The organism is Allomesorhizobium aridi, assembly GCF_043769475.1.
Taxonomy (GTDB): Bacteria; Pseudomonadota; Alphaproteobacteria; order Rhizobiales; family Rhizobiaceae; genus Allomesorhizobium.
In genome coordinates this window covers 1,576,251-1,597,328 of the sequence record NZ_CP171729.1, presented here as the reverse complement: position 1 = coordinate 1,597,328, position 21,078 = coordinate 1,576,251, and the positions used below count along the sequence as shown (strand labels likewise).

21 protein-coding genes are annotated in these 21,078 nt (G+C 63.1%); 10 read left to right on the top strand and 11 right to left on the bottom strand.

The genetic code is table 11. The features are described 5' to 3' along the window. Positions 1 to 11: 11 nt before the first annotated feature. From ACG873_RS09865 to tgt, 4 genes are all read right to left on the bottom strand, one after another. Positions 12 to 257 carry a glycine zipper 2TM domain-containing protein gene (locus ACG873_RS09865; protein WP_394891550.1) on the bottom strand — a complete coding sequence of 82 codons (246 nt, stop codon included), beginning with the start codon at positions 255 to 257 and terminating at the stop codon, positions 12 to 14. Between the two features lie 53 nt (positions 258 to 310). Then, complete coding sequence (locus ACG873_RS09860) at positions 311 to 796, bottom strand: DUF4087 domain-containing protein (protein WP_394891549.1); 486 nt, start codon at positions 794 to 796, stop codon at positions 311 to 313. Next, positions 796 to 1,053, bottom strand: coding sequence for a hypothetical protein (locus tag ACG873_RS09855; protein WP_394891548.1), 258 nt, complete (start codon positions 1,051 to 1,053; stop codon positions 796 to 798). The genes ACG873_RS09860 and ACG873_RS09855 overlap by 1 nt, the downstream gene beginning before the upstream one ends. 452 nt (positions 1,054 to 1,505) lie before the next feature. Further along, positions 1,506 to 2,636: a tRNA guanosine(34) transglycosylase Tgt gene (gene tgt / locus ACG873_RS09850; protein WP_394891547.1), complete on the bottom strand. Its 1,131-nt coding sequence runs from the start codon at positions 2,634 to 2,636 to the stop codon at positions 1,506 to 1,508. A gap of 124 nt (positions 2,637 to 2,760) precedes the next feature. Here tgt and ACG873_RS09845 point away from each other — a divergent pair, with 124 nt between their 5' ends. Further along, positions 2,761 to 3,159, top strand: a complete 399-nt coding sequence (locus ACG873_RS09845) for a GFA family protein (RefSeq protein WP_394891546.1) — start codon at positions 2,761 to 2,763, stop codon at positions 3,157 to 3,159. On the opposite strand, the gene queA is transcribed toward ACG873_RS09845, so the two are convergent. From queA to coaD, 4 genes are all read right to left on the bottom strand, one after another. Continuing rightward, entirely contained in the window at positions 3,147 to 4,226 is a 1,080-nt protein-coding gene (queA, locus tag ACG873_RS09840) for a tRNA preQ1(34) S-adenosylmethionine ribosyltransferase-isomerase QueA (RefSeq protein ID WP_394891545.1), read from the bottom strand. The genes ACG873_RS09845 and queA overlap by 13 nt on opposite strands. Positions 4,227 to 4,395: 169 nt before the next feature. Continuing rightward, positions 4,396 to 4,911, bottom strand: coding sequence for a peptidylprolyl isomerase (locus ACG873_RS09835; RefSeq protein ID WP_394891544.1), 516 nt, complete (start codon positions 4,909 to 4,911; stop codon positions 4,396 to 4,398). A 28-nt stretch (positions 4,912 to 4,939) separates the two neighbouring features. After that, positions 4,940 to 5,524 carry a peptidylprolyl isomerase gene (locus ACG873_RS09830; protein WP_394891543.1) on the bottom strand — a complete coding sequence of 195 codons (585 nt, stop codon included), beginning with the start codon at positions 5,522 to 5,524 and terminating at the stop codon, positions 4,940 to 4,942. A gap of 10 nt (positions 5,525 to 5,534) precedes the next feature. Beyond that, on the bottom strand, positions 5,535 to 6,032 hold the full coding sequence (gene coaD, locus ACG873_RS09825; protein ID WP_165028732.1) for a pantetheine-phosphate adenylyltransferase: 498 nt from the start codon (positions 6,030 to 6,032) through the stop codon (positions 5,535 to 5,537). 195 nt (positions 6,033 to 6,227) lie between these two features. On the opposite strand from coaD, the gene ACG873_RS09820 reads away from it, so the two are divergent. Beyond that, on the top strand, positions 6,228 to 6,368 hold the full coding sequence (locus tag ACG873_RS09820; protein WP_394891542.1) for a hypothetical protein: 141 nt from the start codon (positions 6,228 to 6,230) through the stop codon (positions 6,366 to 6,368). A 48-nt stretch (positions 6,369 to 6,416) separates the two neighbouring features. Here ACG873_RS09820 and gyrA read toward each other — a convergent pair whose 3' ends face one another. Then, the gene (gyrA, locus tag ACG873_RS09815; RefSeq protein WP_394891541.1) at positions 6,417 to 9,218 is read right to left on the bottom strand and encodes a DNA gyrase subunit A; all 2,802 of its coding nucleotides are present in this window, start codon (positions 9,216 to 9,218) and stop codon (positions 6,417 to 6,419) included. A gap of 207 nt (positions 9,219 to 9,425) precedes the next feature. Beyond that, positions 9,426 to 10,277 carry a helix-turn-helix transcriptional regulator gene (locus tag ACG873_RS09810; RefSeq protein WP_394891540.1) on the bottom strand — a complete coding sequence of 284 codons (852 nt, stop codon included), beginning with the start codon at positions 10,275 to 10,277 and terminating at the stop codon, positions 9,426 to 9,428. Between the two features lie 86 nt (positions 10,278 to 10,363). On the opposite strand from ACG873_RS09810, the gene ACG873_RS09805 reads away from it, so the two are divergent. From ACG873_RS09805 to ACG873_RS09785, 5 genes are all read left to right on the top strand, one after another. Then, positions 10,364 to 10,900 carry a hypothetical protein gene (locus ACG873_RS09805; protein ID WP_394891539.1) on the top strand — a complete coding sequence of 179 codons (537 nt, stop codon included), beginning with the start codon at positions 10,364 to 10,366 and terminating at the stop codon, positions 10,898 to 10,900. 14 nt (positions 10,901 to 10,914) lie between these two features. Further along, the gene (locus ACG873_RS09800; protein WP_394891538.1) at positions 10,915 to 11,292 is read left to right on the top strand and encodes a VOC family protein; all 378 of its coding nucleotides are present in this window, start codon (positions 10,915 to 10,917) and stop codon (positions 11,290 to 11,292) included. Between the two features lie 30 nt (positions 11,293 to 11,322). Next, positions 11,323 to 12,414, top strand: coding sequence for a CPBP family intramembrane glutamic endopeptidase (locus ACG873_RS09795; RefSeq protein ID WP_394891537.1), 1,092 nt, complete (start codon positions 11,323 to 11,325; stop codon positions 12,412 to 12,414). Between the two features lie 45 nt (positions 12,415 to 12,459). Next, entirely contained in the window at positions 12,460 to 13,089 is a 630-nt protein-coding gene (locus tag ACG873_RS09790) for a MarC family protein (protein WP_394891536.1), read from the top strand. Between the two features lie 70 nt (positions 13,090 to 13,159). Continuing rightward, the gene (locus ACG873_RS09785; RefSeq protein WP_394891535.1) at positions 13,160 to 14,899 is read left to right on the top strand and encodes an adenylate/guanylate cyclase domain-containing protein; all 1,740 of its coding nucleotides are present in this window, start codon (positions 13,160 to 13,162) and stop codon (positions 14,897 to 14,899) included. Positions 14,900 to 14,990: 91 nt separating this feature from the next. Here ACG873_RS09785 and ACG873_RS09780 read toward each other — a convergent pair whose 3' ends face one another. Beyond that, positions 14,991 to 15,494: a single-stranded DNA-binding protein gene (locus ACG873_RS09780; RefSeq protein ID WP_394891534.1), complete on the bottom strand. Its 504-nt coding sequence runs from the start codon at positions 15,492 to 15,494 to the stop codon at positions 14,991 to 14,993. Between the two features lie 239 nt (positions 15,495 to 15,733). Here ACG873_RS09780 and ACG873_RS09775 point away from each other — a divergent pair, with 239 nt between their 5' ends. The 3 genes from ACG873_RS09775 to ACG873_RS09765 all read left to right on the top strand — a co-directional run bounded on the left by ACG873_RS09775 (position 15,734) and on the right by ACG873_RS09765 (position 21,061). Then, on the top strand, positions 15,734 to 16,033 hold the full coding sequence (locus ACG873_RS09775) for a hypothetical protein (RefSeq protein ID WP_394891533.1): 300 nt from the start codon (positions 15,734 to 15,736) through the stop codon (positions 16,031 to 16,033). Positions 16,034 to 16,734: 701 nt separating this feature from the next. Continuing rightward, positions 16,735 to 19,659 (top strand): excinuclease ABC subunit UvrA, encoded by a 2,925-nt coding sequence (uvrA, locus tag ACG873_RS09770; RefSeq protein WP_394891532.1) that lies wholly within the window; start codon positions 16,735 to 16,737, stop codon positions 19,657 to 19,659. A gap of 100 nt (positions 19,660 to 19,759) precedes the next feature. After that, the gene (locus ACG873_RS09765; protein ID WP_394891531.1) at positions 19,760 to 21,061 is read left to right on the top strand and encodes a S8 family serine peptidase; all 1,302 of its coding nucleotides are present in this window, start codon (positions 19,760 to 19,762) and stop codon (positions 21,059 to 21,061) included. The last annotated feature ends 17 nt before the right edge of the window (positions 21,062 to 21,078 follow it).

The window sequence follows — 21,078 nt, the reverse complement described above, 5'->3', positions numbered from 1 at the left end:
GCGTTCCTTTCTTAGCGGCATGCCAGGCGATTGCCGAGGAAGCCGCCGCCACCCAAGCCGACTGCCGTCCCGATAACACGGCCGGTGCCGCCGCCGATCGTGCTGCCGATCAAACCGCCGACGATCGCACCGCCGACCGTGCCGGCGATACAGCCGAATTCGGCGTTGCGCGCCTGCACGTTCGGATCCGACGACGACTGGCAGGCTGTCAGCGCGAAGCTGCCTGCCAGAGCAATTGCTAGAGTTGGTTTCTTCATGGATTCCTCCAGGTTTTCGATGACAAGTGCACCCCTCGCCAGGTCGATGATCGTCAGTCCGGACTTGGAAGCGATCTGTCGTTGCGGCACTGCGCCAGTGGGAGGATCTCGCCGGAGATCACTCTGGTGATCCGCTGCGTCCTCGCATTGGTCTCAACGGTCAGGCAGGCACAGTTGAAGCCTCGGCCTGAACCCGGCACACCGGTTGCGATAAATCCCCGGTCGCTCATCTGGGGCACGTTTTCGAGGCCCTTGGCATCCGCCCCCTCGCCGCCCCCGGTGATCCACCAATCGCCGTTACGATCCGTGAGCAGCATGTCGCCGGGTGCGGGATTTCCATACCAGCCACAGCGTTTTTCTGCCGCTGCCGCAGGTAGGGACCAGCCGATCAGGCACAGACAAACAATCCCGAGAAACGGGCGCATGGAAGCCTCCACGATTTGCAGCATTTTTGCAGGGGCCACCCGGACGGGAAGACCTTTACCTAAGTCAACTTGCGTCACGCCGCGTGACGCTTGCCCGCTTGTGGAAACGGACATCAGTCGTCATCGTCATAAATGATTTCGTCAGGCCGACTGTCCTCGTAAGTGATCGAGTCGGGCCGGTCGTCTTGATAAATAATCGCATCCGGGCGGTCGTCCCGCATGGTAATGGCGGTCGGCCGCCTGTCGCGGTAGATGACGGCATTGGGCCGGTTGTCCAAAACGACGCTGCGGGTCACGAGGGTCTCATCCGTAGCGGTGCAGCCGGTCAGTATCGCTGCCATCGTCGCCGCGAAAATTGCGGTACGAACCATGACGCCAATCCTTCAGTTCGCTTCGACGCTCACTCGCCCGGCATGGCGTCACGCCGACCAAACGGTCCGGCTAACCAAAGGTTGCATATGGTCGCGGCCAGAGGCAAGAGTTTTCTGAATAGTTCACTGTATTCTAAATTAAAGTCTTCTGAATAACCGGGATTTTGTCCAGTCGATGTGAACAGCAAGGAACGAGATTATTGTCGCTGACAAGAGCAGAATCGTGCCGTCTCAAACCGCCATCGACCGAACCCAGCAAACGGCCGACTGTCGCGGACGGGACGAGGAAACGTTGCAACAGAGGTGATCTCGGCTCCCCTCCCGTACATGCAGCGTTGTCAGAAGTGCTGTCCCTGGACGATGTGCAAACCAGTATTGACCTTGTAAGCGCCTATTACCGACGCGTTAGGTCCGACACCGATTTCGCTCCATGGTAGAACGAACCGTATGCGCTAAAGCGGCGGCAGGTCGCCCTTGGCCCAGCCCTCGGCGATCTCCGCCGAGCGCTCCTCGAACGCACCCGCCGAGATCGCGTCGCGTATCTGGCCCATCAGGTTCTGGTAATAGGAAAGATTGTTCCAGGTCAAAAGCATCGCGCCCAGCGCCTCCTGCGAGCGGACCAGGTGGTGCAGATAGGCGCGGGAATAGTCGCGCGCGGCCGGGCAGTCGCTCTCCTCGTCGAGCGGGCGGTGGTCGTCGGCGTGGCGCGCGTTGCGCAGATTGACCTTGCCGCGCCTGGTGTAGGCGAGGCCATGGCGGCCGGCGCGAGTCGGCATCACGCAGTCGAACATGTCGATGCCGCGGGCCACCGATTTCAATATGTCGCCGGGAGTACCGACGCCCATCAGGTAGCGCGGCTTGTCAGTCGGCAGTTCGGGACAGGTGATCTCCAGCATTTCGAGCATCACCGCCTGCGGCTCGCCAACCGCCAGACCACCGATCGCGTAGCCCTTCAGATCCATGGCAGCCAGCGCGCGTGCGGAGTTCTCGCGCAGCAGCGCATTGTCGCCGCCCTGCACGATGCCGAACATCGCCTTGCCCGGTTGCTCGCCAAAGGCCGCCTTGCAGCGCTCCGCCCAGCGCAGCGACAGCTCCATCGCCCGCTCGATTTCCTTGTCCTTCGCCGGCAGGGCGGTGCATTCGTCGAGCTGCATCTGGATGTCGCTGTCGAGCAGGCCCTGTATCTCGATCGAGCGCTCCGGCGACATCTCGTAGGCCGCACCGTCTATATGCGAGCGGAAGGTCACGCCCTGCTCATTCAGTTTGCGCAGCTTCGACAGCGACATCACCTGGAAGCCGCCGGAATCGGTCAGGATCGGATATGGCCAGCGGGCGAATTCGTGCAGGCCGCCGAGCCGCGCCACGCGCTCTGCGCCGGGCCGCAGCATCAAATGATAGGTGTTGCCCAGAATGATGTCGGAGCCGACGCCGCGCACCTGGTCCATATACATGGCCTTGACCGTGCCGCCGGTCCCGACCGGCATGAAGGCCGGCGTGCGGATTGCTCCCCGTGGCGTGGAGATTTCTCCGCGGCGGGCAGCGCCGTCGGTGGCGAGGAGAGAAAAAGAGAATGTTTGGCTCATGAGTTGCCCTTAGCGACGACAGCGCGTCAAGACAATCGGATCACGGCAAAGAGCCGCTTCAGCCTTGAACGATCAAAATGGGCGCTCTACGCTGACGCACGCTGAAAATGATGGGCCTGACCGAATGAAGACGATCGAGGGCGCGTGCCATTGCGGCGCAGTGCGCTGGCGTTTCGAGGGAGAGCCGGAGGGAGCGACGGCATGCAACTGCACGGTCTGCCGCCGCCACGGGGCTCTGTGGATCTACGGCTATGAAGGCCACGAGATCACCGTGTCCGGAACGACGCATGCCTATGCACGGGGCGAAAAACACTTGAGCTTTCACTTCTGCCCAGAATGTGGCTGCGTCGCATGGTGGCGAGGAAACCGCCCTGGCAAGGATGGCCGGCGACGCATGGCCGTGAACGTCAGGCTCGCCGAACCGGAAATGGTAGCTGACCTGCCGATCGACCATTTCGAGGGCTTGAATAGCTTCACCGATCTGCCGCGCGACGGCCGTAGGGTCTTCGACTACTGGTTCTGATCCCTGAACAGAAGGCACGCGTCGCCGTAGGAGTAGAACCGATAGCCTGCGGCAATAGCGTGCTGATAGGCCGCGCGCATCGTCTCAAGGCCGCTGAACGCAGAGACCAGCATGAACAGCGTCGAGCGCGGCAGATGGAAATTGGTCATCAGCACGTCGACTGTTCTGAAGCGGTAGCCGGGCGTGATGAAGATGCTGGTCGCGCCCGACCACCCGCCAAGCCGCCCGTCGTCGCTCGCGGCGCTTTCGAGCAGCCGGAGCGAAGTCGTGCCCACCGATACCACGCGGCTGCCGCGCGCCCGGGCGGCGTTCACCGCCGCGGCCGTTTGCGCCGATACGCTTCCGGTTTCGGCATGCATCTTGTGGTCGGCGGTGTCTTCCGCCTTCACCGGGAGAAAAGTCCCCGCACCGACATGCAGCGTGACAAAATGCCGTTCGACGCCCCGCGCGTCGAGTGCCGCGAACAATTCCGGCGTGAAATGCAATCCGGCGGTGGGTGCGGCGACAGCGCCCTCGTCGCGGGCGAAAATCGTCTGGTAGTCAGTGCGGTCGCGCTCATCGTCCGGCCGCTTCGAGGCGATATAAGGTGGCAGCGGAATATGCCCGACCGCATGTAGTGCCTCGTCAAGAAATGTGCCGGACAGGTCGAAGGCCAGCAGCACCTCGCCGCCCTCGCCTTTCTCGACCACTGTCGCGTCGAGCGCGCCGAGGAAACACGAATTGCCGTCGTGACCGAAATGAATGCGGTCCCCCGGCGCCACGCGTTTGCCTGGCCGGACAAAGGCCAGCCAGCGGTCAGGGGCCACGCGCATGTGCAGCGTCGCGTCCACCTGAGCCGACGCTTCGCCGCGCCGCCGCAAGCCCTTCAGCTGCGCCGGGATAACCTTAGTGTCGTTGAAGATCATCACATCGCCGGGCTCGAGCAGCCTCGGCAGGTCGACCACGCTGCGGTCCTCGACCTCCTCGCCCGGCCTGACCACGAGCAGCCGCGCTGCATCGCGGGGCTCTGCAGGACGAAGCGCGATCCGCTCCTCCGGCAGATCGAAATCGAAGAGGTCGACGCGCACCTCTACCTCCCCCTTGAGGGGAGGTCGCCCGGCCGTTCGGCCGGGCGGGTGGGCGTCTTACCGTGCGATTTCACAGTTGGATATCCAAAGAAGCATGGTCGGCGATGGAGCAATATAACCCCACCCGCCTCACTTCGCTTGCCACCTCCCTCAAGGGTAGGCAGGCAGATCAGGCTGCGATGTCCGCCGCCACTTTCATCGACACGATCTTGTCGGGATCCTGTACCGGCTCGCCGCGCTTGATCTTGTCGACATTCTCCATGCCTTCGATGACCTGGCCCCACACCGTATATTGCCGGTTGAGGAAAGCCGCGTCGTCGAAGCAGATGAAGAACTGCGAGTTCGCCGAGTTCGGGTTCTGCGACCGCGCCATCGAGCAGGTGCCGCGGCCGTGGTTCATGTTGGAGAACTCGGCCTTGAGGTCGGGCTTGTCTGAACCGCCCATGCCGGCGCGCGACGGATTGAACGACGGCGTGGTCGAATTGCCGAACTTCACGTCGCCGGTCTGGGCCATGAATCCGTCGATGACGCGGTGAAACACGACGCCGTCATAGGCGCCCTCACGCGCCAGTTCCTTGATGCGGGCCACATGACCCGGCGCCAGGTCGGGCAGAAGCTCGATGACGACCTTGCCCTTGGTGGTTTCCATGACGAGCGCGTTTTCGCGATCCTTGATCTCGGCCATCCCGAATTCCTTTTTCTGCTTATGTTGTTCAATTGCCGTCGGCGGCGATGCGCACCTTGACCATGCGGTCAGGCTCGCTGACAACCCCGTTCATGGCGGGGTCGCCCTTTTTCACCTGATCGATCAGTTCCATGCCGCTCTCTACCGTGCCGACGACCGTGTACTGGCCTTCAAGGCCCGGATTGGGCGCAAGCATGATGAAGAACTGCGAATTGGCCGAATCCGGGCTCTGCGCCCGCGCCATGCCAACGGTGCCGCGCACATAACGCTCGCTGGAGAACTCTGCGGGCAGGTCGGGCTTGCTGGAGCCGCCGGTGCCGGCGCGGTTCGGGTCGAAGCCGTCCTTCATGTCGCCGAATTCCACGTCGCCGGTTTGCGCCATGAAGCCCTCGATCACCCGGTGGAAGGCGACATTGTCATATTCGCCGGCGCGCGCCAGCGCCTTGATCTGCTCGACATGCTTGGGCGCGAGGTCGGGCCTGAGCGCGATAGTCACGTCGCCCTGTTCCAGCGTGACGATCATGGTGTTTTCCGGCTCGGCGGCGATCGCGGCCGAGCCGCCAAACAGGGCCGCGGCAATAATCAGGGACGAAGCAAGCTTCCTGAGCTTCATGAATTTTTCCTCAATGAGCGAATTTTTCGACGAGCGCGCCGGCGACCACGGCCGGAACGAAGGGGCGGATGTCGCCCCCCATGCTGGCTATCTGGCGGACAAGTGTGGCGGTAATGGTGCGGACGGAGGGGCTCGCCGGCAAGAAAACGGTCTGCAGTTCGGGCGCCATGGTTTCGTTCATGCCGGCCATCTGCATCTCATAATCGAGATCGGTGCCGTCGCGCAGGCCGCGTATCATGGTCGATGCGCCATGCTTGCGCGCCGCGTCGATCACCAGCCCGTCAAACGAAATGACTTTGATGCGCTCTGCGTCGGCGCCGAACTCGGCCCGCGCCGCCCGCTCGATGAGCTCGATCCTCTCCTCCAGGGAAAACAGTGGCTTCTTGCCGGGATGAACGCCTATTGCGGCGTAGATCGTGTCGGCGACAGCCAGCGCCGCCTTCAGCACGTCGAGATGGCCGTTGGTCAGCGGATCGAACGATCCCGCGTAGATAGTGATGCGTTTCATGGAAGCTGCTTCTAGCCGGGCCTAAGATCAAACGCAATTCGCATGGGCGGAGCCGCCGCTGCTCGACGTGTGCAAGATGAACCGCGAATGAACGGCGGCATCACAAAAGGTTCAACCGGCATCGGATAAACCGCCTCTACAAATTCGGAAACCAAATCGCCATGTAACCATTGTAGTGATCAGGAGAACAAAATCATGCTGATCTACATGCTCGCCGCCGCAATGACCATTGCAATGCTTATCGCCACGGCCTTCGGCCTTCACCAGGAAGCCGCGCGCGTCCGCCTCGAGGACCGCAACGACCGCTCACGCGGCTTCGGTCCGCGCCTGCGCTAAGCTGTCTCAGCGATAGGCCGCGGCAGTTTTCGCCGCGACCAAGGTGCCCTATTCTTCCGTCCCGCCGTCTCCGGCTTTAGAGACTTCGCCCGGCACGGCGGCCTCCGCGATAATCTCCTCCACATCCTCATCGCTCTGCGGCTCCGAGATGCGCTCGACCGAAACCACCTTTTCGCCGTCGGCCGTGTTGAAGATCGTGACGCCCTTGGTGGCACGGCTGGCAATGCGGATGCCGTGCACCGGCACGCGGATGACCTGCCCGCCGTCCGAAACCAGCATGATCTGGTCGTCCTGCCCGACCGGGAAGGTTGCGACCAGCCGTCCGATCTCAGCCACTTTCGACACGTCGGTGGCGCGAATGCCCTTGCCGCCGCGCCCGGTGAGCCGGAAATCGTACGATGAGGAGCGCTTGCCGTAGCCGTACTCGGTGACGGTCAGCACGAACTGCTCGTGCTGCTTCAGGAATTCATAGCGCTCGTCGGAGAGGTCAGCCTCCTCGGCGACTTCCTCGTTGGTCAGCGCGATCTCTTCCTCGCCCTCGCCTTCGGCCGAAACCAGCCGGCGTTCCACGACCGAACGCTTCAGATAGGCCGCGCGTTCAGCCGGCGGTGCGTCGACATGCTCGATGATGGCCATGGAGATGACCCGGTCGCTCTCGCCCATCGAGATGCCGCGCACGCCGAGCGAGGCGCGACTCTGGAACACGCGAACGTCGCTGACCCGGAAGCGTATGCACTGGCCCGAGCTGGCGGTCAGAAGCACGTCGTCATTGTCCGTGCAGGTTTCGACGCCGAGAATCTCGTCGCCTTCCTCCTCCAACTTCATGGCGATCTTGCCGTTTCGGTTGACCTGGACGAAGTCGGAAAGCTTGTTGCGGCGCACCGTGCCGCGCGTGGTGGCGAACATCACGTCGAGATCGCCCCAGCTATCTTCGTCCTCCGGCAGCGGCAGGATCGCGGTGATGCGGTCGCCGGCTTCCAGCGGCAGCATGTTGCGCAGGAACTTGCCGCGCGACTGCGGCGTGCCGATCGGCAGGCGCCAGACCTTTTCCTTGTAGACGATGCCGCGCGAAGAGAAGAACAGGATCGGCGTGTGGGTGTTGGCCACGAATAGCCGCGTGACGAAATCCTCGTCCTTGGTTGACATGCCCGAGCGGCCTTTGCCGCCGCGCGCCTGTGCCCGGTAGATCGAGAGCGGCACGCGCTTGATGTAGCCTTCATGCGTGACGGTGACGACCATGTCCTCGCGCTGGATCAGGTCCTCGTCGTCCATGTCGGCGCCGCCTTCGGCAAGCTCGGTGCGCCGCGGCGTGCCGAACTCGTCGCGCACGGCGGCAAGCTCGTCCTTGACGATCTGCTGGATGCGCACGCGCGACGACAAAATGTCGAGGTAATCGGCGATTTCCGCGCCGATCGTGTTCAGTTCGTCGGCAATCTCGTCGCGGCCGAGCGCGGTCAGGCGCTGCAGGCGCAGTTCGAGGATCGCGCGCGCCTGTTCCTCCGAAAGATTGTAGGTGCCGTCCTCATTGATCCGGTGGCGCGGATCGTCGATCAGGAGGATCAGCGATTCCACGTCCTGCGCCGGCCAACGCCGATCCATCAACTGCTCGCGCGCGGTCTGCGGGTCGGGCGCCTGGCGGATCAGCTTGATGACTTCGTCGATATTGGCGACCGCAATCGCCAGGCCGACCAGGACGTGGGCGCGGTCGCGCACCTTGCGCAGCAGGAATTTCGTCCGGCGGCTGATGACATCCTCGCGGAAGGCGACGAACGCCTTCAGGATGTCGGTCAGGTTCATAAGCTCCGGCTTGCCGCCGTTCAGCGCGACCATATTGGCGCCGAACGAGGTCTGCAGCGGGGTAAAGCGGTAAAGCTGGTTCAGGATGACGTCGGCGACGGCGTCCCGCTTGAGCTCGATGACGACGCGGTAGCCCTGGCGGTCGCTCTCGTCGCGGATGTCGGAAATGCCCTCGATGCGCTTTTCGCGCACCAGATCGGCCATTTTCTCGATCATCGTCGCCTTGTTCACCTGAAAGGGAACCTCGGTGATGATGATGGCCTCGCGGTCGTTGCTCCGCTGCTCGATGTTGACGCGGCCGCGCATGACGATCGAGCCGCGACCCGTCGCGTAGGCGTTGTAGATGCCGGACCGGCCAAGCACGATGCCGCCGGTCGGAAAATCCGGACCGGGGATGATCTCCATCAACGCCGGCAGCTCGATCGCCGGATTGTCGATCAGCGCGATGGCGCCGTTGCACATTTCGGTCAGATTGTGCGGCGGAATGTTGGTCGCCATGCCGACGGCGATGCCGCCGGAGCCGTTGACCAGCAGATTGGGGAAGCGCGCCGGCAAAACCCGCGGCTCGCGGCCGGACGCGTCATAGGTTTCCTGGAAGTCGACCGTATCCTTGTCGATGTCCTCCAGCAGCTCGTGCGCGACCTTGGTGAGGCGCGATTCCGTGTAGCGCATCGCCGCCGGCATATCGCCGTCGATCGAGCCGAAATTGCCCTGTCCGTCGATGAGCGGAACCCGAAGCGACCAGTCCTGCGCCATGCGCACCAAGGCGTCGTAGATCGAGGCGTCGCCATGCGGATGGTATTTACCCATCACGTCGGCGACCGGCCGCGCCGACTTCACATATTTGCGGTTCCAGTGATAGCCGCTCTCATGCGCCGCAAACAGGATGCGCCGGTGCACAGGCTTCAGGCCGTCGCGCACGTCCGGCAGCGCGCGGCTGACGATCACGCTCATCGCATAGTCGAGGAAGGAGCGCTCCATCTCCTCGACGATGGAAATCGGCTCGACGCCGGATGGGCCGTCGGGGCCGCGCGGAGTTTTGATGTCGGTCAAATCGGATCACGCAATATGGGGAATCACTTGCCCCTTATATAGGAAGTGATTGGCGATCTCCAACTTTCAGGTGCGAAATCCAGCCGATACCTAGATAAGGTTTTTCGATTGAAATCAAACGGATAGAACCGGTTTCCAGAGGCTGCGACGACATGTCTGCCGGGATCGCGGGCGCCCGACCCGAAAGTCTGCGGTTTCGGCTCCGGCTTAAGTGGATAAAGCATCCGCTCCGCCGCCCCGGTGCCAAGCGCGGAATGCGCCGGGCGTCACGCCCATCACCCGCCTGAAACGGCGGTTGAAGGTGGAAAGATCGTTGAAGCCGGCGTCGAAGGCGATGGCAGAAATCGGCTCGTCCGACAGCCGCAGCCGCACCGCCGCGCGGTGCAGGCGGGTTCGCAGCACATATTGATGCGGCGTCATGCCGGTTAGCTGGCGAAACGAGCGCAGGAAATGGAACGGGCTGGTCGCCGTCTCGCAGGCCAGATCGGCGAGTGCAAGCGGTTCGTGCGCGGCCAGTTCGATGCGGCGGACCGCCTCGCTGACGCGGCGCTGGTCGAAACGGTTCGGCCGGCGCGGCCGATCCGCCGCCGTGCCGGCAAGCGTGGAGGCGACGCCGCCGGCCAGCCGCAGCGCGATCTCTTCGAGCGCGTTTCCGTCGTTGGCGTCCCGCGCGATCTCCGCCTCCGCCAGCAGTCGTGCAAATTGCCTCAGCGGCGGCAGGCGCGGCGCGGCGAAGCCGATTTTCCTCGCGCCGGGCGTATCGGTAACAACGGCTTCCAGAAATTTGGGCGAATAGTGAAAAGACAGGCAGCGGTCGCCGGCCGCATGTTCGTGCCCGAATTCGAAGCACGAGCCGGCATTGCCGAGCAGCATCGAGCCGGGCGCGAGCACCGCGGTCCCTTGCGTGGCGCTGTAGCGAAAGGTCCCGTCGGTCACGGCCGCGATGCAATAGTCGCCATGCTGCTCCTCGAAAGGCCGGTCGTGGACGCGTGCGCGGCAGATCACGTCGTGGACCCGCCAACCCGGACCCGACGCAAGTTTATGGGCGGTCACTGTCATAGGGAAAAGATAGCAATTTTTCCCAAGCCGATGAAGCGGCCGGCCGGCATCATGGCCGCATCTGCTGACATCCGGGAGCCGTTATCATGTCCCAAGCCAGTTCCTTTGCCGAAGCCTTGCACGCCGCCGGTCCGGCGCCCGACCACGCCGAAAAGCTGAACCTCTACGGCCGTTTCGCCGGCGCATGGTCGTTCGACGCCAAGCGCTTCGCGGAAGATGGCAAAGTACTGACCGGCCGCGGAGAAATCCATTTCGGCTGGGTGCTCGAAGGCCGCGCGATCCAGGACGTATGGATCCTGCCCGCCAGGGACGCCGGCCCCTCCCCGTCGCTTGGGAACTGGACCTTCTACGGCACGACGCTGCGCGTCTACGACCCCGGCCTGGACGCCTGGCACATCATCTGGAGCGACCCGCGCACACAGTATTACAGCCGCCAACTCGGCCGCGCGGAGGGCGACAATATCGTCCAGCAGGGCGCAGACGATACCGGCTCGACCGTCCGCTGGAGCTTTACCGACATCACCGACGACGCGTTCCGCTGGATCGGCGAACGCTCGCACGACAACGGCGCCAGCTGGCGGATGGAAGTGGAGTTCCTCGCCCGCCGGTCCGCTCAACGATAGCTATGGAGAAAAACATGCTCGACCACGTCTCGATCGGCGTTCGCGACATCGCCCCCACAAAACGCTTCTACGACGCCGCACTCGCGCCCCTCGGTTGTTCCTGCCTCAGCGCATCCGAAGGCTCACTCGGTTATGGCAAGGACGCCGTCGGCTTCTGGATCAGCCGCGTCGAAACTCCCGTGCCCGACGATGCCGGCTCCGGCCTGCACTTCTGCTTCGCGGCACCGTCGCGGCAAAGCGTCGACGGTTTCCACAGCGCCGCACTCGCCGCCGGCGGCCGCGACAATGGCCGGCCCGGGCTGAGGACCGACTATGGCGAGGACTACTACGCAGCTTACGCCGTCGATCCCGACGGCTACAGGTTGGAGGCCTATTGCGACAAAACCGGGTGACCGGTCTGTCACTGACCACGATCTCTTCACTTGGAGCTGATTGGCATCTATGACTGCGCAGGACGACCCGACAAGTCGGGAGGGGGCGCGGTGTTTCAATCGATACTATTGCGCTGGCATTGGCGGCCGGAAGCCTTCGCGGCCTACATCGCGAGAGCGGGCGAAGGTCGCAACAGCGCACCGCGGATTGCCGTGGGCTTTATCCTGATTGTCCTGTTCCACATCATATTTGCAGTTGCGGCATTTGTCGTCGGTCCCGTCATTCTGAAGAGTTATGACGCGGTCCTCGGAATTGATCGCCCATTGATGCTATATTTTGACGCCGCGGATGCGTTTTTTGTTACGCGGTTCGGCCTTGCGCTGTTTCTCGGCGCGAGTGGATGCATGTGGCTTGGCACCTGGTTTGTGGTCCGCATTGTCCACAAAAGGAAGTTGTCCGACCTGATGGGAGCGACCGCCCGGCTGTCATGGCGGGATTTCGCGAACAGCTTCGCCGTGTGGTTCGTGATCGGCGCAATTTCGTCGGCGATCTTTTTCGCCATGGATGCAACTGCCACACGAAGCGAAACGGCATTGTTGGATTGGGGTCTGGCGCTTCTGCCTCTCTCGCTGTTCATCCTGTTCCAGAGCTCAGCGGAGGAGCTCGTGTTTCGAGGCTATCTCCAGCAGTCGCTTGCGCACCGGTTTCCTCATTGGTTCGTCTGGGCGGCTTTGCCCGCCACCGTTTTCACATTGCTGCACTGGGATTCCGACGCCCTGCCCTGGATGAATGCCGCCTATCTGGCCAGCACCCTTGTTTTTTCCGTCGCCATGACGATCCTGGTCTACGCGACTGGCAACCTGGGAGCGGCCTTCGGCGCGCATTGTGCAAACAACATAGTTGCATTGTTGTTGTTTGGTGCGGACAGCGATTACCGGTCGGCAGCCTTGTTTGTCGGCCTGCCGATGCAGGACCCAACCTGGACACCCATCGAAGCCGCCTTGCTGGTGATTTTGTCGATAGCCTTGACAGCGACCGCGCTGGCTTTTTCCCTTCGTCCACGGTCTCCTTTCAAGTTAAGGGGTACGCAAGACCGCCCGAACTCGGACGAGGTCGTCCAAGTAGGGTCACCGGCTGAGTGAAGCCGTCTGCAATCCGATCGGGTGTTTTTTGAAGGGGCCGCTTTCATGCCGAGTTACGACAGCTTCTTCAACGCCTTCGTCACCCTTCTTGTGACCATCGACCCACCGGGCCTGGCGCCGCTCTTCCTCGCCGTCACCCGCGGAATGAACCGCGATGAGCGACGGCAGGTATCGGTCCGCGCCTCGGTGATCGGCTTTTCGGTGATGGCGTTGTTTGCGTTGGCCGGCGCGCTGATCCTGTCGGTTTTCGGCATCACCCTGCCTGCCTTCCGCGTAGCGGGCGGCCTGCTTCTGTTCTTTATCGCCTTCGAGATGGTGTTTGAAAAACGCCAGGACCGCAAGGAGAAGATCTCCGACGTGGCGATCACCAAGGACATGATCCACAACATCGCCGCCTTCCCGCTGGCGATCCCGCTGATCGCCGGCCCCGGTGCGATCTCGGCCACGGTGCTCCTGTCGGGTTCGTTCCAGGGTTTTGCCGCCCAGGCGGCGCTGGTTGGGATCATCGCCGTATGCCTGCTTTTGACCTATCTGGTCTTCATTCTGGCAGAGCGCATCGACCGGTTCCTCGGCCAGACCGGCCGCTCTATCCTGACCCGCCTGCTCGGCGTGATACTGGCAGCCCTTGCCGTCCAGTTCGTCGCCGACGGCATCAGGGAACTGATGGCGGTTTGACGGGCAGTCGCTCTTCCGCACTTACCTGCCGTGCTCTATGATCGATCGATCCTGCCCTGAGGGGGCTTGCATGGAGCGGAAGCTCGCAGCGATTCTCGCTGCCGACGTCGTTGGCTACTCGGCTCTCATGGAGCGCGACGAGGCGGGAACGTTTGACCGCCTGCAAGCCGGTCGCAAGGAACTGTTCGAACCCGAAATCCAAAAGCGCCACGGCCGCATCTTCAAGCTCATGGGCGACGGGTTGCTCGCCGAATTCGGCAGCGTCGTGAATGCGGTGGAATGCGCCGTGTCGCTTCAGCGCGGATTGGCGGAGCGCAACGCCAATGTCGCGGAAAACGAGCGCATAGAGGTTCGGATCGGCGTCAATCTCGGCGAGGTGATCATCGACGGCGAGGACTGCTACGGCGAAGGCGTCAATGTCGCCGCGCGGCTCGAGCAACTCGCCGAACCCGGCGGCATCTGCATCTCCGGCAAGGTCGCGCGCGAAGTCGAGAAGAAGCTGGCTTTCACATTCGAATCGATGGGTGAGCAGCAGGTCAAGAACATCGCCGAGCCGGTGCGCGCCTATCGTGTCATCATTGGCGGTTCGGCCCCGCCGATGCTGGCCAAGCCGCTTGCCCTGCCCAGCAAGCCCTCGGTCGCGGTGCTGGCCTTCACCAATATGAGCGGCGACCCGGAGCAGGAATACTTCGCCGACGGGCTGGTTGAAGATCTGATCACCAGCCTGTCCAAGATGCCCGGCATTTTCGTGATCGCCCGCAATTCGACCTTCGCCTACAAGGGAAAAGCGGCGGACATCCGTCAGGTCGCGAAGGAACTGGGGGTTCGCTACGTATTGGAAGGAAGTGTCCGCAAGGCCGCGAACCGACTTCGCATCACCGGCCAGCTCGTCGAGGGAACGGACGCAACCCATGTCTGGGCCGACAAGTTCGAGGGCGCGATCGAAGACATTTTCGATCTGCAGGATCGGCTGACGGAGAGCATCGTCGGAGCGATCGAACCATCGATCCGGCGCGCCGAGATAGAGCGGGCTCGGCGTAAGCGTCCCGACAGCCTGGACGCCTACGATCTCTATCTTCGGGCTCTGCCGCACGCCTACGCAAACACGCCGGCCAATACGGACGAAGCGCTACGCCTGCTCAACGAGACCTTGCTGCTCGACCCGAACTACGCGGTCGCGCACGGGTATTTGGCGTGGAGTTACGAGCAGCGCTTTCTCCGCGGCGGTTTCCATCCGGACGACAGGGCGGCCGCGCTGAGACACGCCGGCCTCGCGCTGAGCATCGGCGCCGACGATCCGCAGGCACTGTGCATCGGAGCATTCGTCTACGCGAATATCAGTCACGACTACGAAAACGCCATCGGCGCGCTCGACCGAGCGCTGAAAATGAACCCCAATTCAGCGCTAGCCTTCGGCTTTAGCGCCCTCGTGCACATGTTCTGCGAACGCTATGAACGATCAACCGACGACGCCCTGAAGGCGTTGCGGCTTAGCCCGTTCGATCCGTTGAACTACCACCCCTATCTGGCGCTGGCCTGGGTTTGCCTGTTCACCGGTCGGTTCGAAGAAGCCGCCGGCTACTCGACACTGGCGATCCAAGCCAATCCCGGTTTCAGCGTACTCCACGCCAGCCTGGTGGCCAGCCATGCCAATCTCGGGCGTCTCGATGCCGCACGCATCGCGGCCATGCGGCTTTTGGAGATCGCTCCCGGATGGACCATCAGCGGTTTCGTGCGGATGGACCTTGTGCGCCCGCAATTGATGGATGCGCTCGCCGACGCGTTGCGGAAGGCGGGGCTGCCCGACTGAATTTCCCCGGGCGCCCGCGCCTCGTCAATTCGGCGAGGGCTGCATTGGATGGGCCGCCATTCATCGAAGAACGGCCGGCCCATCAAAATCCTCAGAAAGGAATCTCGTCGTCGAGGTCGCGAGACGATCCGCCGCCCCGGCTGCCGCCGCCGCGAGAAACGTCGGTCGGCCCCGACTGGCCGAAATCGGACCCGCCGCTGCGCTCCTGGCCGCCGCCATAGCCGACCTGGCCGCCCTCGCCGCCGCGCGCGTCGAGCATCTGCAATTCGCCGCGGAATTTCTGCAGCACGATTTCCGTCGTGTAGCGGTCCTGACCACTCTGGTCCTGCCATTTGCGGGTCTGCAGCTGACCCTCGACATAAACCTTCATGCCCTTCTTCAGATACTGCTCGGCGACCTTGGCCAGATTGTCGTTGAAGATCACGACATTATGCCACTCGGTCTTTTCCTTGCGCTCGCCGGAATTCTTGTCGCGCCAGCTTTCCGACGTCGCGACACGGATGTTGACGACCGGATCGCCCGAATTCAGCCGCCGGATTTCCGGGTCCGCGCCAAGATTACCAACCAGAATGACTTTATTGACGCTACCCGCCATGACACCGCTCCGCGCTCATCCGAAACCAACAACAGGCCGCACTCTAGCCGATCGCTGCCCCGACATGCGCCGCGCGCAGCCAAAAAGGGCCTGCTGTCCACAAATAGTTTGTTCGCTTTTTGTTCCTAGCATGCAGAAATGCCGTGCGCAAGAGCCACTCGGGCAAAGCAAACCAGGCTGTTTCGCGCCGCGAATGCTGCAGGTCTGTCGGTGTGGCATTTTCCGGCCGCGCGGCTATCATGCGCGACATGATCGGAAACCTGCAAAAGCCCGTCGCCTCCGCCATACTCGTGTCCGTGGCTCTTTCGGTCTCCGCCCCGGCCCTCCGCGCAGGAGACGGCGCTTCGTCGACGGCTGACCTCCCCGGTGTCGACGGCAAGGCGTCCGACCAGACCGGCATCAGGCCTCAGGGCGAGCCGCTCCTGGAAGCGCCGCTGACGGACGAAAACGGCTTCGTGCGCATGGGCGACTGGGACGTGAAGATATCCGGCAACGTCACCATCGACATCGGGACGTTCGTGCCGCGCACCGGACGATAAGGTCATCACCGTTCGCTCCCGCCGCACAGCCTGTTTGGGCGCTTATCAGCGGCCAGCGGGCAAAAATTAGCCCTGCCGCTTCGCCAGAAGCGCGCAGGGCTTTGTTTGGGTCTTAGCCCTTTTACCGGTCGTCCTCGACCAGTTTTTAATTCGGATGCAACGCGGCATTCAGCCGACGATCCGACTCGTAGTCTCTGATTGTAAAGGGATCAGCGGGTCAAAGTCTGCCGAGCGAACTCAGGCACTTTTGCCTGCTGCGGCTCCACACCTTAGTGGAGCCTTTCGGAACTGTCCGGTGGAGTCATGCCTCACTCCTGTGTCCGTTGATCCTGTGCCTGCCGGCGCACTTATCCGCTTGTCTGCGGCGTCTCGCAGACGGGCCGAATGCCAGCGAAGAACATCCTGTGAGACGCTCGGCTCCAGCTGACGGACGTATCGTGCACCGCTCATTCCGTTGCGTCAACCACCCAGTAGCCGGTTACGAAAAATGTGATCGCAGGGTCCGGCATGCCTCCGCTGCGACTTTGTCAGGAGCCTGTTTCCCGTTTGTTCTTTTCGCTTGCCCCGCCCCTGCAAAGGCGGCTAAACCCTCCTGACACGAGGGAGTTGGCTGCCCTCGACTGAGCGGCAAGAATACCTACATGACGGGATGGCCGGACAACCAGCCACTCCGAAACATTTGATTGAGGCGGCGGACCGGCATGGCCGATCACAAATATCTTTCCATTCGCGGCGCGCGCGAACACAATTTGAAGAATATCGATCTCGACCTGCCGCGCGACTCGCTGATCGTGATGACCGGCCTGTCGGGCTCGGGCAAGTCTTCGCTCGCCTTCGACACCATCTACGCCGAGGGCCAGCGCCGCTATGTCGAGAGCCTCTCGGCTTATGCGCGCCAGTTCCTCGAAATGATGCAGAAGCCGGACGTCGACCAGATCGACGGCCTGTCGCCGGCCATCTCGATCGAGCAGAAGACCACGTCGCGCAATCCGCGCTCGACCGTCGGCACCGTAACCGAAATATACGACTACATGCGCCTGCTTTTCGCGCGCGTGGGCGTTCCCTATTCGCCGGCCACCGGCCTGCCGATCGAGAGCCAGACGGTCAGCCAGATCGTCGACCGCGTCCTGGCAATCGAGGAAGGCACGCGGCTTTATATCATGGCGCCGATCGTGCGCGGCCGCAAAGGCGAGTATCGCAAGGAACTCGCCGAACTGCAGAAGAAGGGTTTTCAGCGCGTCAAGATCGACGGCCAGTTCTACGAGATCGCCGACGCGCCGACGCTTGACAAGAAATACAAGCACGACATCGACGTGGTGGTCGATCGCATCGTGGTGCGCGGCGACCTCGCCTCGCGGCTCGCCGATTCCGTCGAGACCGCGCTTAAGCTGGCCGAAGGGCTATGCGTTGCCGAATTCGCCGACAAGCCGCTGCCGGCCAGCGAGACTTCCGAGGACTCGGCCAACAAGTCGAAGAACGACACGCATGAGCGGATCATGTTCTCGGAAAAATTCGCCTGCCCGGTTTCCGGCTTCACCATCCCCGAGATCGAGCCCCGGCTGTTTTCGTTCAACAATCCGTTCGGCGCCTGCCCGGCTTGCGACGGCCTAGGCAGCCAGCGCGCCATAGACGCCAGCCTGGTCGTTCCCGACGAAAATCTGACGTTGCGCGACGGTGCGGTCAGCCCGTGGGCGAAATCCACCTCGCCCTATTATTCGCAGACGCTGGACGCGCTGGGCAAGGTCTACGGCTTCAAGCTTGGCGACAAGTTCAGAGATCTGACCGACGAGGCAAAGGACGCGGTGCTGAACGGCACCGGCGAGCGCCAGATCACTTTCAACTATGACGACGGCCTGCGCTCCTACAAGACGACGAAAACCTTCGAAGGCGTCATCCCTAATCTCGAGCGCCGCTGGAAGGAAACCGAGTCGGCCTGGATGCGCGAGGAGATCGAGCGCTTCATGTCGGCCAGTCCCTGCCCGGCCTGCAACGGCTATCGCCTGAAGCCCGAGACGCTGGCGGTGAAGATCGCCGGCCTGCACATCGGCCAGGTCTCCGAGATGTCGATCCGCAAGGCAAATTCCTGGTTCGCGGAACTGCCCGCCGCGCTCAACGCCAAGCAGAATGAGATCGCGGTGCGCGTGCTCAAGGAAATCCGCGAGCGCCTGCGCTTCCTTAACGATGTCGGCCTCGACTATCTGACCATGTCGCGCAATTCCGGCTCGCTGTCGGGCGGCGAAAGCCAGCGTATTCGCTTGGCCTCGCAGATCGGCTCGGGGCTGACCGGCGTGCTCTACGTGCTCGACGAACCCTCAATCGGGCTGCATCAACGCGATAATGCCCGCCTGCTCGACACGCTGAAGCACCTGCGTGACCTTGGCAACACCGTCATCGTCGTCGAGCACGACGAGGACGCGATCCTGACTGCCGACTACGTCGTCGATATCGGGCCCGCCGCCGGCATCCATGGCGGCGAGATCATCGCCGAAGGCACGCCGGCCGATGTGATGGCCAACCCGAACTCGATCACCGGCAAATACCTGACCGGCGCGCTCGAAATCCCGACCCCGCCCACGCGGCGCGAGCTGAAGAAGACGAGGCGCATAAAAATCGTCGGTGCGCGCGGCAACAATCTGAAGAACGTCACGGCCGAAATCCCGCTCGGCACTTTTACGGCCGTCACCGGCGTTTCGGGCGGCGGCAAGTCGACCTTTTTGATCGAGACGCTGTTCAAGGCCGCGTCGCGTCGCATCATGGGCTCGCGCGAGCACCCGGCAGATCACGACCGCATCGAAGGCCTGGAATTCCTCGACAAGGTCATCGACATCGACCAGTCGCCGATCGGCCGCACCCCGCGTTCGAACCCTGCGACTTATACCGGCGCCTTCACGCCGATACGCGACTGGTTCGCCGGTCTTCCCGAATCCAAGGCGCGCGGCTACCAGCCGGGCCGCTTCTCCTTCAACGTCAAGGGCGGGCGTTGCGAGGCCTGCCAGGGCGACGGCCTGATCAAGATCGAGATGCATTTTCTGCCCGACGTCTTCGTCACCTGCGACGTCTGCCACGGCAAGCGCTACAACCGCGAGACGCTCGACGTCACCTTCAAGGGCAAGTCGATCGCCGACGTGCTCGACATGACGGTCGAGGAAGGCGCCGAGTTCTTCGCAGCCGTACCTTCGGTGCGCGACAAGTTGCAGACGCTGGCCAAGGTCGGCCTCGGCTACATCCATGTCGGCCAGCAGGCCAACACGCTGTCAGGCGGCGAGGCGCAGCGCATAAAGCTCGCCAAGGAACTGTCGCGCAAGGCGACCGGCAAGACGCTCTACATTCTCGACGAGCCGACGACAGGCTTGCATTTCCACGACGTGGCGAAACTTCTCGAAGTGCTGCACGAACTGGTCGACCAGGGCAACACGGTGGTCGTCATCGAGCACAATCTGGAGGTGATCAAGACCGCCGACTGGGTGCTCGACCTCGGCCCCGAAGGCGGCGATGGCGGCGGCGAACTCGTGGCGTCCGGCCGGCCCGAAGACATTGCCGAAGAGCCGCGCTCCTATACCGGGCATTTCCTCAAGGAACTATTGGCGCGTCGTCCGAAATCGCGGGCGGCTGAGGCGGCGGAATAAGCGGCCGGCGCGGGTGCCACCCTGCGTCATCCAAATTGCGCGTTTTAATTGTGCATTTTCGCCTGCATACTCGCCGGAGATCGCAGGCCGGAGGGACCGAATGAACAATATCGCAGCGTCGCCGCCGCCCCAGCCTACCGGCAATATGCTGGTGATGTTCCAGCCTAACCGGAAGCCGAAGGAAATCGAGAGGCTGATCTCCAACGCCGTCGGCGCCAAGGTGGTGCATTCCCGCGATTTCCGCGCCGCCGGGCCTGATGTCGCGGAAGCTTTCGCCGAGGCCGGCGCACTCAGCCTCGATCGCCTCGGCATTGTCGTGATCAAGGCGCCCGAGGGCGACGGCATATCGGTCGCCGCAACCATGCTTCGCGCCCGCAAGGAGGTCGTCGAGGTGCGGCCGGAATTCTGGATGCATGTGCTGGCCGGGTGGGACGAGCGCTACGCCGCCTGGGTGCGCGACGGCCTCTCGCTGCTGGCGGACCCTGCCCTGCGCGCGCTCCTGCCGCCGGGCGGCATCGCCGCGCCGTCGTTCATCCCGGTCGCCGAGCAGATTTCGGCCACCTGGGGCCTCACCGCCACGGGCGTCGACCGCTCGACCTTTTCCGGCGCAGGCATCAAACTCGCGGTGCTGGATACCGGCCTCGACCTCGTCCATCCGGATTTCGTCGGGCGCAGCATTGTTTCCGCGAGCTTCGTGCCGGGCGAGGACGTGCAGGATGTCCAGGGCCATGGCACCCACTGCATCGGCACCGCCTGCGGGCCGCTGGCGCCGGCCGAACAGGTCCGCTACGGCGTAGCCTACGAAGCGGAGATCCATGCCGGCAAGGTCCTGAACAATGCCGGTTCCGGCACCGAGCGCTGGATACTCGCCGGCATCGAATGGGCTGTCGAGAGCAAGTGCGAGATCATTTCCCTATCGCTCGGCCGCGCCGTCCAGCCGGGCGAGCCGCCGGACCCGTTCTATGAGCGCGCCGGCGAATACGCGCTCGATAACGGCTCGCTGATCATCGCGGCGGCCGGCAATGAAAGCTGGCGGCAGTACAACTCCATCAGGCCCGTCACCTCGCCGGCCAACGCCGCCTCGATCATGGCGGTAGCGGCCGTCGACGCGAAGATGAAGGTGGCGAATTTCTCCTGCGGCGGCGTCAATCCGGCTGGCGGCGAGGTGAACGTCGCCGGACCGGGGGTGGACGTGCTCTCATCCGTGCCGGTGCCGCGCAAATACGACCGGTTCTCCGGCACGTCGATGGCGACGCCGCACGTCGCCGGCATCGCCGCCTTGCTGGCGCAGTCGGACAAGACCCTTCGCGGCAAGGCGCTGTGGACGGCGCTGGAGCGCGGGGCGCGCAATATTGGCCACCCTGCCCGCGACGTCGGTTCGGGCCTGGCGATCGCGCCGTGAAATGCGGCGTCGATGGA

What these genes read in the sequence shown, in the direction of transcription:
- ACG873_RS09855 (WP_394891548.1), bottom strand. Translation starts at nt 1,053, where the DNA reads ATGGTTCGTACCGCAATTTTCGCGGCGACGATGGCAGCGATACTGACC.
- ACG873_RS09785 (WP_394891535.1), top strand. Translation starts at nt 13,160, where the DNA reads ATGGAGCGGAAGCTCGCAGCGATTCTCGCTGCCGACGTCGTTGGCTAC.
- ACG873_RS09865 (WP_394891550.1), bottom strand. Translation starts at nt 257, where the DNA reads ATGAAGAAACCAACTCTAGCAATTGCTCTGGCAGGCAGCTTCGCGCTG.
- tgt (WP_394891547.1), bottom strand. Translation starts at nt 2,636, where the DNA reads ATGAGCCAAACATTCTCTTTTTCTCTCCTCGCCACCGACGGCGCTGCC.
- ACG873_RS09775 (WP_394891533.1), top strand. Translation starts at nt 15,734, where the DNA reads ATGCGCGACATGATCGGAAACCTGCAAAAGCCCGTCGCCTCCGCCATA.
- ACG873_RS09830 (WP_394891543.1), bottom strand. Translation starts at nt 5,524, where the DNA reads ATGAAGCTCAGGAAGCTTGCTTCGTCCCTGATTATTGCCGCGGCCCTG.
- ACG873_RS09860 (WP_394891549.1), bottom strand. Translation starts at nt 796, where the DNA reads ATGTCCGTTTCCACAAGCGGGCAAGCGTCACGCGGCGTGACGCAAGTT.
- ACG873_RS09805 (WP_394891539.1), top strand. Translation starts at nt 10,364, where the DNA reads ATGTCCCAAGCCAGTTCCTTTGCCGAAGCCTTGCACGCCGCCGGTCCG.
- ACG873_RS09765 (WP_394891531.1), top strand. Translation starts at nt 19,760, where the DNA reads ATGAACAATATCGCAGCGTCGCCGCCGCCCCAGCCTACCGGCAATATG.
- ACG873_RS09810 (WP_394891540.1), bottom strand. Translation starts at nt 10,277, where the DNA reads ATGACAGTGACCGCCCATAAACTTGCGTCGGGTCCGGGTTGGCGGGTC.
- ACG873_RS09790 (WP_394891536.1), top strand. Translation starts at nt 12,460, where the DNA reads ATGCCGAGTTACGACAGCTTCTTCAACGCCTTCGTCACCCTTCTTGTG.
- ACG873_RS09800 (WP_394891538.1), top strand. Translation starts at nt 10,915, where the DNA reads ATGCTCGACCACGTCTCGATCGGCGTTCGCGACATCGCCCCCACAAAA.
- ACG873_RS09835 (WP_394891544.1), bottom strand. Translation starts at nt 4,911, where the DNA reads ATGGCCGAGATCAAGGATCGCGAAAACGCGCTCGTCATGGAAACCACC.
- ACG873_RS09845 (WP_394891546.1), top strand. Translation starts at nt 2,761, where the DNA reads ATGAAGACGATCGAGGGCGCGTGCCATTGCGGCGCAGTGCGCTGGCGT.
- coaD (WP_165028732.1), bottom strand. Translation starts at nt 6,032, where the DNA reads ATGAAACGCATCACTATCTACGCGGGATCGTTCGATCCGCTGACCAAC.
- ACG873_RS09820 (WP_394891542.1), top strand. Translation starts at nt 6,228, where the DNA reads ATGCTGATCTACATGCTCGCCGCCGCAATGACCATTGCAATGCTTATC.
- uvrA (WP_394891532.1), top strand. Translation starts at nt 16,735, where the DNA reads ATGGCCGATCACAAATATCTTTCCATTCGCGGCGCGCGCGAACACAAT.
- ACG873_RS09780 (WP_394891534.1), bottom strand. Translation starts at nt 15,494, where the DNA reads ATGGCGGGTAGCGTCAATAAAGTCATTCTGGTTGGTAATCTTGGCGCG.